Raw genomic sequence first — 11,341 nt, 5'->3', positions numbered from 1 at the left:
GGGAGCGGCGGTTTCAGGCGGGGATGGCGCGGTTACGGGACTCGACCTGCTTGATCTTCTCCACCTTGGGCGCCGAACCGCCGCCCGCGAAGTCGGAGACCAGCCAGTGGTCCAGGCATACCAGTGCGGCGTGCACGCCCATGGTGCGGCTGCCGAAACAGGCGACCTGTGCGTCATTGGACTTGCGGGCCCGCTCGGCGCTGTAGCTGTCCGGGATCTGCGCGGCGCGGATGCCGGGCACCTTGTTGGCGGCGATGGCCATGCCGATGCCGGTGCCGCACACGAGGACGGCGCGCTCGTGCTCGCCCCGGGCGACGCTGCGCGCGACCCGCTCGGCCACGTCCGGGTAGTCCTCGCCCGCGGTGGCGCTCAGGTCGGTGACCGGGTAGCCGCGCTCGGTGAGATGCGCGATCATCGCGTCCTTCATCTCGAAGGCGGCGTCGTCACAGCCGATGGCGATGCGGTACGTCATGGGTGTTCTCCCTGGGAGCGGTCAGACCGGTTCGGAGCGGTTCAGGGCGGTTCGGACAGGGGCGATTTCGTCGAGGACGCGGCGCAGGCCCTCGGTGTCGTGCGCCAGTCGGCCGAGGAACAGGCCGTCGACGGGCCCGGCGGAGAGCCGGGCGTACGTACCGGGGCCGGCGGTGCCGCCGTAGATCAGGCGGCCGCGTACGTCGTGCTCGTCCAGGCACGCGCGGATCGCGGCGGCCACCGCGAGGACGTGATCGGCGGGGGCGGGATCGGCGGCGCCGATGGCCCAGACCGGCTCGTACGCGATGACCACCGCACTGCCGGGCACGGCGCCCGCGAGCGCGGCCCGCACCTGCGTGAGGGTCTCCTCGACGGCCGCCCCGAGATCGGCGCCGTCCCGCTCGCCCGCGCAGACGACGGGGACCAGCCCGGCGGCGGTGGCGGCGCGGGTCTTGGCGCGCACGGTCTCGTCGGTCTCGCCGAAGTACGCGCGCCGTTCGGCGTGCCCCACCTCGACGTACGTCGCTCCGGCCTCGGCGAGCATCCCGGCGGACACCTCGCCGGTCCACGGGCCGGACTCGGCCCAGTGCACGTCCTGCGCACCGAAGGCTACGCCCGTGCCGGCCAGCACCTCGCGGGCGTCGGCCAGGGCCGGGAAGGCGGGGAGGACGAAGAGGTCCACGTTGCGTGCGCCGAGCGCGGCGGTGCCGGCCAGCGCGGCGACGTCCGTGAGCCACTTCCGGGTCTCGGCGAGACCGAAGTACAGCTTCAGCGAGACGCCGATCACGGGGCGGCGGTCAGGGATCACGTCATTCATGATGCTTAAAACAAAAGCACCTGTGAAGTTCACAAGTCAAGGCGTGAACTTCACGAGATCGGTGTTATTTCGGCCGGGTCGTACCGCTGGAGTGAGGTGACGCGCGGAGGGTGCGCGAAGGTGCGGAATAGTCGCGAGCCCGCTACGGTTGGGCGGTGTAGTTCAGTATTCAACTAACGCGGCGCAGTCAATCAACGCAGCGCACGGAGGCGGGCACCATGCAGTTCGGGATCTTCACCGTCGGCGACGTCACCACCGACCCGACGACGGGCCGGACGCCGACCGAGCACGAGCGGATCAAGGCGATGCTGGCCATCGCGCTCAAGGCCGAGGAAGTGGGCCTGGACGTCTTCGCCACCGGCGAGCATCACAACCCGCCCTTCGTGCCGTCCTCGCCGACCACCATGCTCGGCTACATCGCGGCGCGCACGGAGAAGCTGATCCTCTCCACGTCCACCACGCTGATCACCACCAATGACCCGGTGAAGATCGCCGAGGACTTCGCGATGCTCCAGCACATCGCCGACGGCCGGGTGGACGTGATGATGGGGCGCGGCAACACCGGCCCGGTCTACCCCTGGTTCGGCCAGGACATCCGCCAGGGCATCCCGCTCGCCATCGAGAACTACGCCCTGCTGCACAAGCTGTGGCGCGAGGACGTCGTCGACTGGGAGGGCAAGTTCCGCACCCCGCTGCAGGGCTTCACCTCGACGCCCCGCCCGCTGGACGGCGTACCGCCCTTCGTGTGGCACGGCTCCATCCGCAGCCCGGAGATCGCCGAACAGGCCGCGTACTACGGTGACGGTTTCTTCGCCAACAACATCTTCTGGCCCAAGCACCACTTCCAGCAGTTGATCCGGCTCTACCGCCACCGCTACGCGCAGTACGGCCACGGCACCCCCGAGCAGGCCATGGTCGGCCTCGGCGGCCAGGTGTTCATGCGGAAGAACTCCCAGGACGCGGTGCGCGAGTTCCGTCCCTACTTCGACAACGCGCCCGTCTACGGGCACGGTCCCTCCCTGGAGGAGTTCACCGAGCAGACCCCGCTGACCGTCGGCAGCCCGCAGCAGGTCATCGAGAAGACCCTCGCCTTCCGGGACTACTTCGGCGACTACCAGCGCCAGCTGTTCCTGATGGACCACGCGGGCCTGCCGCTGAAGACCGTGCTGGAGCAGCTCGACATGCTCGGCGAAGAGGTCGTCCCCGTGCTCCGCAAGGAGTTCGCCAAGAACCGCCCGGCCGAGGTGCCGGACGGGCCGACGCACGCGGCACGCGTCGCCGAGCGCGACGCCGCGGCCCTGGAGGAGGTGGCGGAATGAAGCCGCTGAAGATCGTGGCCGTCTCGGCGGGGCTGGGCGTCCCGTCGTCCACCCGCCTGCTGGCCGACCGGCTGGCGGAGGCCACCCGGCAGCGCCTGGCGGGTGACGAACCGGCCCGCGCGGTGGAGGTACGCGTCGTCGAACTGCGCGACCTGGCCACCGACATCGCGCACAACATGGTGACCGGCTTCCCGTCGCCCGCGCTGGCCGAGGCGATCGAGGCGGTGACGGAGGCGGACGGCCTGATCGCCGTCACGCCCATCTTCACCGCCTCCTACAGCGGGCTGTTCAAGTCGTTCTTCGACGTCATCGACAACACCGCGCTGATCGGCAAGTCCGTACTGATCGCGGCCACCGGCGGCACGGCCCGGCACTCGCTCGCCCTGGAGCACGCGCTGCGCCCGCTCTTCGCGTATCTGCGCGCGGTGGTCGTACCGACCGCCGTGTACGCCGCGTCCGAGGACTGGGGCACCGGCGGCAGCGGCCCCGGCGGCGCGCTCACGGAACGCATCGACCGGGCGGCGGGGGAGCTGGCCGCCCTGGCCCTGGGGCGGGCGGCCACGGCACCCGCGGCCGAACCGGCCGACGACGCCTTCGACGTCGTGCCCTTCGCCGAACAGTTGGCCGCGCTGCGCGCCGACTGACCCGCGCGGCAGGGCGTACCGCAGGCCGGCCATGACCTCAGAGGTCATCGACGCGCTGACCCGGGCCTGGAAACGTACGGGTCAGCGCGGGCCGCACGGGGCGGCCGGCGGCCGGCCGGGCATTCAGGCGTCCGGTCATCAGGAGAGGGGACTGCCATGAGCGCGTACGCCGTGGGCCACATAAAGGGCGAGAGCCGGCACGAGGACGTGCTGTTCTACATGGAGCGCATCCAGGAGACGCTCGACCCCTTCGGGGGCCGCTTCCGGGTGCACGGGGCCAAGGCCGAGGTCCGGGAGGGCACTTGGCCCGGCCACCTGGTCCTCATCGAGTTCCCGGACCTGGACCGCGCCCGCGCCTGGTACGACTCGCCCGCCTACCAGGAGCTCATCCCGCTGCGCACCCGCCACCTCGACGCGGACGTTCTCCTGGTCCCGGGCGTCCCGCCCGGCTACGAGGCGGCGCACACGGCAGCGGCCCTGCGCGCGGCGGCGGGCGCGGCCTAGACCCCTTGCCGGCGCCCCGCCCGGCGTGGTGCGTCGTTCACAGCCCGGCGACCTCGGCCAGCACCCGGGCCTCCGCCAATTCCTCGCCGCCGCCCGGTACATCGTCGTGCGCGGCGGCCCACAGGGCGCTCTCGACGGAGCGGGCCACGCCCCAGGCCGCCGCGCGCTCGGGCGGTACGCCGAGCCGGTCGGCCAGCAGCCGCAGCCGGGTGCGCAGCAGGGCCTCCGGTGCGTCGTACTCGAACGGGTCGTCCAGCTGGGTCACCAGGGGCCACAAGTCGTACCCCGGGTCGCCGGTCATCGGCTTCGGATCGATGGCGAGCCAGCCGCGCGGGCCGTCGGCGGCCAGCACATTGCCGGGGTTGAAGTCGCCGTGCACGACGACCTCGCGGCGGGCGGTGCCGGGCAGCTCGCGCAGCAGGGACGCGCCGAGTTCCACCAGGCCGGGGTCGTACGGCGGCCGGAGCCGGGCCATCCGTTCGCGCACCTGGTCCGACCATTCGGCGCAGACCGCCGCCACGGTCTCCAGCTCGCCGTCCGGAGGCCGGGGCGCGCGCCACAGGGCGTCGAGTACGTCGGCGGCGCGGTCGAGCCCCTCTTCGGGGGAGAGCGCGGTGTCCGGGGGAACGGCCTGCCCGTCGGTCTCCGGTACCGCGTCGAGCAGCGTGGTGCCCGGTGCGCAGCGTTCGAGGAGCAGCGCGTGGCGTGCCGGGTCGTGGGCGAGCAGCCGGACCGCGCCGTGGCCGCCCCAGGCGCGGAGCGCGGCGGCCTCACCCGCGGCCTCCCGGTGCGGCCAGGTCACCTTCAGGACGGCCGGGCCGCCGTCGGGCAGCCGCACCGGGGCCACCCAGGAGCAGCTGCCGCCGTGGAACGGGGGCGACAGGCGCAGCTCCCACCGTTCGGCGGCCTCGCGGACCAGCCGCGGCAGCCGGGCCAGCCAGGCCCGGCCGGAGGCGTGCGCGGCCACGGTCCCGGCCACGGGGAGGCCGGGCGGGAAGAGCTCGGGCCGCCAGGGAGCGGTCCCGGCGTCCGTGTCCAGGGGCTGAGGCATGGCCGCACGGTAGCGGTTGCCGGGGCTGTGCGCTGCCGGTTATCGGGGCTGTGCGGCGGCCGCGCGGCGGGGTGCGGGGCGAGGTATGAAATTGTTGAGTGCCCGCCAGGACGAGAAAGAGGCGTACGGCGCATGACGGAGAGCCCGGCCGCACGGCCCAGGAACCCGCGCGGCCAGGGTGACCGGCTGCGCGAGGAGCTGCTGAACGCCACGGAACGGCTGCTGGAGCAGGTCGGCAGCGAGGACGCGCTGTCGCTGCGCGCCGTGGCCCGCGAGGCGGGCGTCGCGGCGCCCAGCATCTACCGGCACTTCGCCGACAAGACCGAGCTGGTCTGGGCGACGATGCAGGTCAGCTACGAGCGGCTGGTCGAGGACATGGCGGCGGCCGGCGCGCTGGTCCCGGAAGGGGACCCGGTGGCCCGGCTGCGTGCCCGGCTGCGCGCCTACTGCACGTACGCCGTCGACCATCCGGCGAAGTACCGCCTGCTCTACGAGACCCGGCAGTCCCCGGTCGGCCCCGAGCGGCTGGCGCAGCACCCGGCGGGGCTGCTGGTGCGCGGCCTGCACGACGCGCTGGTGGCCTGCGAGGAGGCGGGCTGGCGGGTGCGCTGCTCCCGGGAGGAGGCGCCGTACGTCCTGTGGTCGGCGGTGCACGGCCGGGTGATGCTCTGGCAGGTCCTGCCCGCGGCGAAGAATCCCGAACGCCTGCACCGCTTCGTGGACGAGATCCTCGAGCTGTTGCTGGAGCGCTGACGCTCGTACACCACTCCGGTCCGTCTCATGAGGGCACTCCCAGCACCGCGCTGAGTTGTAATTAGCACCTAATCGGCCCTCCAGGCACCCCCCGGCTCGTTTACCTGCCTATTACACATGTAAGTTTACGGTTGTTAGGCGAAGTCCCACCGCGGCGCACGTCCTTGCGGTACGTGCCTTCTAGGAGCGACATGACCGTCACTTCCCCCCATGCCCCGCTGCCCGTGGAACCCCCCACCGGCTGCCCGTTCGACCCGCCCGCCGAGTTCGGCCGGATGCGGATCGAGGAGCCGATCAAGAAGATCTCGCTGCCCGACGGCAGCTGGGCCTGGCTCGTCACCCGGTACGCGGACATCCGCGCGATCCTCGGCGACACCCGCTTCAGCTCCGACACGCTGACCCCGGGCTACCCGCTCAGCGGCATGACCGGCGGCGCCACCACCGAGAACCGCGGCTTCATCCGCATGGACCCGCCGGAGCACACCCGGCTGCGCCGGATGGTCACCCGCGAGTTCATGGTCAAGAAGGTCGAGGCGCTGCGCCCGGAGATCCAGCGGATCACCGACGAGCTCTGCGACGCGATGCAGGCCGCGAAGCTGAACGGCGCGGACTCCGTCGACCTCGTCGAGGCCCTCGCGCTCCCGGTGCCTTCCCTCGTCATCAGCCTGCTGCTCGGCGTCCCGTACGAGGACCACGCGCTCTTCCAGGGCCTGACCGGCAAGCTGCTCTCCCGCACCATCCCAAAGGCGGAGGCCGACGAGGCCCGCGAGGAGCTGCGCGCCTACCTGGACCGCCTGGTCACCGCGAAGGAGGCGAACCCGGGCGACGACATCCTCAGCCGCCTCATCGTCGAGCAGCAGCAGGCCGGGGAGATCACCCACGACGACGTCATCGGCTTCGCCGCGCTGCTGCTGGTCGCCGGGCACGAGACCACCGCCAACATGATCGGCCTCACCGCGCTGAGCATGATGGGCGAGCTGAAGACCGCACAGCAGCTGCGCGAGGACCCGTCGCTGATCCGCGGCGCCGTGGAGGAGCTGCTGCGCTTCCACAGCATAATCCGCAACGGCCCGCGCCGCGCCGCCACCGAGGACATCGAGATCGGCGGGCAGCTCATCCGCGCCGGCGAGGGCGTCGTGGTCGCCGTGCCGTCCGCCAACCGCGACCCGGAGACCTTCGAGGACCCCGACAGGCTCGACGTCTGCCGCCCCAACGCCCAGCACCACGTCGCCTTCGGCTACGGCATCCACCAGTGCCTCGGCCAGGCGCTGGCCCGCGTCGAACTCCAGGTCGTCCTCGGGACCCTGCTGCGCCGCTTCCCCACGATGCGGCCCGCCGTCCCGATCGAGTCCATCCCCTTCCGTACGGACATGGCGATCTACGGCTGCCACGAGCTGCCGGTCACCTGGTAATCCCGTCCGACACCCCCTCCACAGGAACCCCCACAGGAGCAAGAAGCCATGAACATCACCCTCGACGTCGACAAGTGCTGCGCCGCCGGCCAGTGCGTCCTGGTGGCCCCCGAGGTCTTCGACCAGCGCGACGAGGACGGCATCGTCGTCCTGCTGGACGCCCAGCCGCCCGCCGAGCAGCACGCCGCGGTCCGCGAGGCCGCCGCCATCTGCCCCGCCGCGGCCATCCAGGTCGACGCATGACCGTGGGACGCATCGCCGTCGTCGGCGCCTCGGCGGCCGGCCTCGCCGCCGTCGAGGCGCTGCGCCGCGGCGGCTGGACCGGCGAGCTGACGCTGGTCGGCGACGAACCGCACCTGCCGTACGACCGGCCGCCGCTCTCCAAGCAGCTGCTCTCCGGCGACTGGCAGGCCGACCGGCTGGGGCTGCGCACGGCCGACCAGCTCGACGCGCTGGACCTGGACCTCCGGCTCGGCACGAAGGCCACCGCGCTGGACGCCGGGACGCGCACGCTGACCCTGGCCGACGGCGACCGGCTGGCCGCCGATGGCGTGATCGTCGCCACCGGCGTCCGGGCCCGTACGCTGCCCGGCCCGACCGGAACGGCCGGCGTCCACACGCTCCGCACCCTCGACGACGCCCTCGGTCTCCGAACCTGGCTGTCCGGCGCGCCGCGGCGGCTGGTCGTCGCCGGCAACGGCGTACTGGGCTGCGAGGCCGCCGCGGTGGCCCGCGAGCTCGGCCACGAGGTCACGCTCGTCGGCCGCGACCCGCTGCCCATGGGCCGCCTCGTCGGCGACGGCGTGGGCGCGCTGCTGGCCGCCGAGCACGAGCGGCACGGCGTACGCCAGTTGACCGGCGGTATCGACGGTGTGGAGACCGTGGACGGACAGGTCACCGGCGTACGGCTGGCCGACGGCACCGCCCTCGACGCCGACACCGTCCTGCTCGCCATCGGCTCCGAGCCGGCGGTGGACTGGCTGCGTGCCGACGCGGCGCTGGACACCGCCGACGGGCTGCGCTGCGACGAGTACTGCGCCGCGGCGCCCGGCGTCTACGCCGCCGGTGATGTCGCCCGCTGGTACCACCCGGGCCACGGCTGCCACCTGCGGATCGAGCACCGGATGAACGCCACCGAGCAGGCCATGGCCGCGGCGAAGAACCTGCTCGCGGAGCTGGGCGTCTCGGAGGACGAGCGCCGCCCGTTCGCGCCGGTCCCGTACTTCTGGTCCGACCAGTACGGCATGAAGCTCCAGGCGTACGGCGTGCTCGCGGGTGCCGACCGGGCCGAGACGGTGCTGCTGGACAAGGAACAGCGGCAGGTGGCCGCGCTGTACGGCCGCGACGGGCAGGCCACCGGCGTGTTCGCCGCCGGACTGCCGCCCCGGCAGATCCGCGGGCTGCGCGCGGTGATCGCCACGCCGGGGCCGTGGGAGGAGGCGCATCAGCGCCTGCTCGCGGCCGTCGGCGCGGAGTGAGACGGGGGACGCCGGCCGGCGTGTGCGACCCGCCGGCCGGCGTCCCCGATCATGGAGGGCATGACCGATTCGTACGTACGGGTGCGCGGCGCCCGTGAGCACAACCTCCGCGCCGTCGACGTGGCCCTCCCGCGCGACGCCTTCTGCGTCTTCACCGGCGTCTCCGGCAGCGGCAAGTCCTCGCTCGCCTTCGGCACCCTCTACGCCGAGGCGCAGCGCCGCTACTTCGAATCGGTCGCGCCCTACGCCCGGCGGCTGATCCACCAGGTCGGCGCGCCCAGGGTCGAGGAGATCACCGGGCTGCCGCCGGCCGTGGCGCTGGAGCAGCGCCGCTCGGCCCCCACCTCCCGCTCCTCCGTCGGCACCGTCACCACCCTCTCCAACAGCCTGCGGATGCTCTTCTCACGCGCGGGCGACTACCCGGCGGACAGCACCGGACGTCTCGACTCCGACGCCTTCTCGCCCAACACGGCGGCGGGCGCCTGCCCCGAGTGCCACGGGCTGGGCCGCGTCCACCGCGTCACCGAGGACTCCCTCGTCCCCGACCCCTCCCTCTCCATCCGCGACGGCGCCATCGCCGCCTGGCCCGGCGCCTGGCTCGGCAAGAACCTCCGCGACATCGTCGCCACGCTCGGATACGACATCGACCGCCCCTGGCGCGAGCTGCCGCAGCGGGACCGCGACTGGATCCTCTTCACCGAGGAGCGGCCGGTCGTCACCGTGCATCCGGTGCGCGAGGCCGGGCGCATCCAGCGGCCGTACCAGGGCCAGTACCAGAGCGCCCGGCACTACGTGCTGCACACCTTCGCCGACTCCCAGAGCGAGACGCAGCGCAAGCGCGTCGCGCAGTTCCTGGTGTCCGAGGCGTGCCCGGCGTGCGACGGGCGGCGGCTGCGGCCCGAGGCGCTCGCGGTCACCTTCGCGGGCCACGACATCGCCGCGCTGGCCGGGATGCCGCTGGCGGCGCTCGCCGCGCTGCTGCGGCCGACGGCGGACGGCACGAACGGCACGGACGGCACGAGCGGTACGAGCGGTACGAGCGGGTCGGTCGAAGAGAGCGTGGCGGGCACCCTCGCGCGCGACCTCGTCGCCCGTATCGAGGTGCTGACCGAACTGGGCCTCGGCTACCTCAGCATGGACCGCCCCTCACCCACCCTCTCCGCCGGCGAACTCCAGCGGCTGCGCCTCGCCACCCAGCTCCGCTCCGGCCTCTTCGGCGTCGTCTACGTCCTGGACGAGCCCTCCGCCGGGCTGCACCCGGCCGACACCGAAAGCCTGCTCACCGTGCTCAACCGCCTGAAGCAGGCAGGCAACTCCCTCTTCGTCGTCGAACACGACATGGACGTCGTCCGCCGGGCCGACTGGCTCGTGGACGTCGGACCGCACGCCGGGGAGCACGGCGGACGCGTACTGCACAGCGGACCGGTCGAGGGCCTCGCGGACGTGGCGGAGTCCCTCACCCGCCGTTACCTCTTCGACGGACCCGGCGGCGACGACGGCGCGCGCGAGCCACGCAAGCCCTCGGGCACCGTGCGCCTCTCCGGCATCCACCTCCACAACCTCCGGGGGCTGGACGCGGAGTTCCCCCTCGGGGTCTTCACGGCCGTCACCGGCGTCTCCGGGTCGGGCAAGTCCACCCTGGTCACGCAGGTACTCGCGGACGCCGTACGGGAGCGGCAGGGCGGCCAGGGCCCGGAGGACGACGACGAGGCGCGCCCGACGGCCGAACTGGCCGCCGTCGAGGGCCTGGACGCCATCGACCGGCTCGTCCGCGTCGACCAGAAGCCCATCGGCCGCACCCCGCGCTCCAACCTGGCCACATACACGGGCCTGTTCGACGCCGTACGGAAGGTCTTCGCAAGCACCGACGAGGCGCGCACCCGCGGATACAAAGCGGGCCGCTTCTCCTTCAACGTCGCCTCCGGGCGCTGCGAGACCTGCCAGGGCGAGGGCTTCGTCGCCGTCGAACTGCTCTTCCTGCCGGGCACGTACGCGCCCTGCACGGCCTGCCACGGCGCCCGCTACAACCCCGAGACCCTGGAGATCACCTACCGGGGCCGGAACATCGCCGAGGTCCTGGAGATGACCGTGGACGCGGCGGCCGACTTCCTCGCCGAGGTCCCCGCCGCTGCCCGCAGCCTGCGCACCCTCCAGGACGTCGGGCTGGGCTACCTCCGGCTCGGCCAGCCCGCCACCGAACTCTCCGGCGGCGAGGCGCAACGCATCAAGCTCGCCACCGAACTCCAGCGCGCCCGCCGCGGCCACACCCTCTACCTCCTCGACGAGCCCACCACCGGCCTCCACCCGGCCGACACCGAAGTACTGCTGCGCCAGCTGCACGGGCTGGTGGACGCCGGGAACACGGTGATTGTCGTGGAACACGACATGGGCGTGGTCGCGGGCGCCGACCACGTCATCGACCTGGGGCCGGGCGGCGGCGCCGACGGCGGCCGGATCGTGGCGTCCGGCCCGCCGGCCGAGGTGGCGGCGGCTCAGGACAGCTGCACGGCGCCGTACTTGGCGCGGGCGCTGGCCCGCCTTGGCGAGGACGGGAGAAGGCCATGACCGGCCTTTGGTGACGGTCGGTTAATGTACCCGGGTCGGTTACCCACGACACCACAACAGCACCGCATGAAGGGGGCACCCCGTGGCAGACATCGAGCAGGCCAAGGCCGCATTCGCACGCTTCGACGCGAACGGCGACGGCAAGGTCACGGCCGAGGAGTTCAAGCACGCGATGGCCGAGATGGGCGACGCCTACGTCACCGGCCCCGTCGCCGAGGCCGTCATCAACGCCCGCGACACCGACCACGACGGCCTGATGTCCTTCGACGAATTCTGGACCGCCCTCCAGAAGTCCTGACCCCCCAACCGAGCCCGACCGGCTCGGCC

The 11,341-nt window shown here is 72.8% G+C and carries 12 protein-coding genes; 9 read left to right on the top strand and 3 right to left on the bottom strand.

The genetic code is table 11. The features are described 5' to 3' along the window. Positions 1-13 precede the first annotated feature (13 nt). Positions 14-472 (bottom strand): RpiB/LacA/LacB family sugar-phosphate isomerase, encoded by a 459-nt coding sequence (locus tag CCS38_RS33095; protein WP_223737038.1) that lies wholly within the window; start codon positions 470-472, stop codon positions 14-16. Between the two features lie 21 nt (positions 473-493). Then, entirely contained in the window at positions 494-1,279 is a 786-nt protein-coding gene (locus tag CCS38_RS33090) for a triose-phosphate isomerase family protein (protein ID WP_223737037.1), read from the bottom strand. A gap of 227 nt (positions 1,280-1,506) precedes the next feature. Between CCS38_RS33090 and CCS38_RS33085 the strand changes: the two genes are divergently transcribed. The 3 genes from CCS38_RS33085 to CCS38_RS33075 all read left to right on the top strand — a co-directional run bounded on the left by CCS38_RS33085 (position 1,507) and on the right by CCS38_RS33075 (position 3,755). Continuing rightward, positions 1,507-2,607, top strand: coding sequence for an LLM class flavin-dependent oxidoreductase (locus CCS38_RS33085; RefSeq protein ID WP_223737036.1), 1,101 nt, complete (start codon positions 1,507-1,509; stop codon positions 2,605-2,607). Further along, positions 2,604-3,251 carry a CE1759 family FMN reductase gene (locus tag CCS38_RS33080; protein WP_223737035.1) on the top strand — a complete coding sequence of 216 codons (648 nt, stop codon included), beginning with the start codon at positions 2,604-2,606 and terminating at the stop codon, positions 3,249-3,251. The genes CCS38_RS33085 and CCS38_RS33080 overlap by 4 nt, the downstream gene beginning before the upstream one ends. Before the next feature lie 156 nt (positions 3,252-3,407). Continuing rightward, the gene (locus CCS38_RS33075) at positions 3,408-3,755 is read left to right on the top strand and encodes a DUF1330 domain-containing protein (protein WP_223737034.1); all 348 of its coding nucleotides are present in this window, start codon (positions 3,408-3,410) and stop codon (positions 3,753-3,755) included. A gap of 37 nt (positions 3,756-3,792) precedes the next feature. On the opposite strand, the gene CCS38_RS33070 is transcribed toward CCS38_RS33075, so the two are convergent. Then, complete coding sequence (locus CCS38_RS33070) at positions 3,793-4,806, bottom strand: aminoglycoside phosphotransferase family protein (RefSeq protein WP_223737033.1); 1,014 nt, start codon at positions 4,804-4,806, stop codon at positions 3,793-3,795. Positions 4,807-4,938: 132 nt separating this feature from the next. Here CCS38_RS33070 and CCS38_RS33065 point away from each other — a divergent pair, with 132 nt between their 5' ends. The 6 genes from CCS38_RS33065 (at position 4,939) to CCS38_RS33040 (ending at position 11,312) form a co-directional block, all read left to right on the top strand. Continuing rightward, positions 4,939-5,559: a TetR/AcrR family transcriptional regulator gene (locus CCS38_RS33065; RefSeq protein ID WP_223737032.1), complete on the top strand. Its 621-nt coding sequence runs from the start codon at positions 4,939-4,941 to the stop codon at positions 5,557-5,559. A 191-nt stretch (positions 5,560-5,750) separates the two neighbouring features. Then, positions 5,751-6,971, top strand: coding sequence for a cytochrome P450 (locus tag CCS38_RS33060; protein WP_223737031.1), 1,221 nt, complete (start codon positions 5,751-5,753; stop codon positions 6,969-6,971). A gap of 48 nt (positions 6,972-7,019) precedes the next feature. Then, positions 7,020-7,214, top strand: coding sequence for a ferredoxin (locus CCS38_RS33055; protein ID WP_223737030.1), 195 nt, complete (start codon positions 7,020-7,022; stop codon positions 7,212-7,214). Further along, a complete protein-coding gene (locus tag CCS38_RS33050) occupies positions 7,211-8,449 on the top strand; it encodes an NAD(P)/FAD-dependent oxidoreductase (protein WP_223737029.1) in 1,239 nt (412 codons plus the stop codon). The genes CCS38_RS33055 and CCS38_RS33050 overlap by 4 nt, the downstream gene beginning before the upstream one ends. A 60-nt stretch (positions 8,450-8,509) precedes the next feature. After that, a complete protein-coding gene (gene uvrA / locus CCS38_RS33045) occupies positions 8,510-11,014 on the top strand; it encodes an excinuclease ABC subunit UvrA (protein ID WP_223737028.1) in 2,505 nt (834 codons plus the stop codon). 82 nt (positions 11,015-11,096) lie between these two features. Then, on the top strand, positions 11,097-11,312 hold the full coding sequence (locus tag CCS38_RS33040) for an EF-hand domain-containing protein (protein ID WP_223737027.1): 216 nt from the start codon (positions 11,097-11,099) through the stop codon (positions 11,310-11,312). Positions 11,313-11,341: the final 29 nt, after the last annotated feature.

Origin of the sequence: Streptomyces purpurogeneiscleroticus, assembly GCF_020024005.1 — a bacterium.
GTDB classification, from domain to species: domain Bacteria; phylum Actinomycetota; class Actinomycetes; order Streptomycetales; family Streptomycetaceae; genus Streptomyces; species Streptomyces purpurogeneiscleroticus.
The sequence above is the reverse complement of the archived record's forward strand: the minus strand, read 5'-3'. Positions and strand labels throughout refer to the sequence as shown.

Coding starts and splice junctions, on each gene's coding strand:
- CCS38_RS33095 (WP_223737038.1), bottom strand. CDS start 472: ATGACGTACCGCATCGCCATCGGCTGTGACGACGCCGCCTTCGAGATG.
- CCS38_RS33085 (WP_223737036.1), top strand. CDS start 1,507: ATGCAGTTCGGGATCTTCACCGTCGGCGACGTCACCACCGACCCGACG.
- CCS38_RS33080 (WP_223737035.1), top strand. CDS start 2,604: ATGAAGCCGCTGAAGATCGTGGCCGTCTCGGCGGGGCTGGGCGTCCCG.
- CCS38_RS33075 (WP_223737034.1), top strand. CDS start 3,408: ATGAGCGCGTACGCCGTGGGCCACATAAAGGGCGAGAGCCGGCACGAG.
- CCS38_RS33070 (WP_223737033.1), bottom strand. CDS start 4,806: ATGCCTCAGCCCCTGGACACGGACGCCGGGACCGCTCCCTGGCGGCCC.
- CCS38_RS33065 (WP_223737032.1), top strand. CDS start 4,939: ATGACGGAGAGCCCGGCCGCACGGCCCAGGAACCCGCGCGGCCAGGGT.
- CCS38_RS33060 (WP_223737031.1), top strand. CDS start 5,751: ATGACCGTCACTTCCCCCCATGCCCCGCTGCCCGTGGAACCCCCCACC.
- CCS38_RS33055 (WP_223737030.1), top strand. CDS start 7,020: ATGAACATCACCCTCGACGTCGACAAGTGCTGCGCCGCCGGCCAGTGC.
- CCS38_RS33050 (WP_223737029.1), top strand. CDS start 7,211: ATGACCGTGGGACGCATCGCCGTCGTCGGCGCCTCGGCGGCCGGCCTC.
- uvrA (WP_223737028.1), top strand. CDS start 8,510: ATGACCGATTCGTACGTACGGGTGCGCGGCGCCCGTGAGCACAACCTC.